This window comes from Psychroserpens mesophilus, from assembly GCF_050617655.1.
GTDB lineage: Bacteria > Bacteroidota > Bacteroidia > Flavobacteriales > Flavobacteriaceae > Psychroserpens > Psychroserpens mesophilus_A.
Map to the genome: position 1 here is coordinate 1 of NZ_JBODQC010000349.1, position 251 is coordinate 251.

1 protein-coding gene is annotated in these 251 nt (G+C 72.5%); it reads right to left on the minus strand.

Going from position 1 to position 251, the window contains the following annotated elements; all coding sequences use genetic code 11:
- A partial coding sequence (locus ACRHNM_RS17535; RefSeq protein ID WP_431137930.1) for a hypothetical protein occupies positions 1-251 on the minus strand: 251 nt, incomplete at both ends.

The window sequence follows — 251 nt, forward strand, 5'->3', positions numbered from 1 at the left end:
CCTTGATGACGCCGCGCAGATCGATCAGACCCGCGCCTGCCTCCAGGGCGGTGGCCGTGAGCCTGCCGGCCTGGTTGTAGCGCGCGGACAGATCGATGACGGAGCCCGCGACCTGCAGAATGTCCCCCTTTCGGCTCCCCAGCTCCCCATCGCCGCCCCAGCCATAGCGGGTCTGGCCCATCAGGGACACGGCACGGCCGGCCAGATCGAGGCGGGCGCCGCCGGCCAGCGTCAGGCCGTGCTCGGCCTGC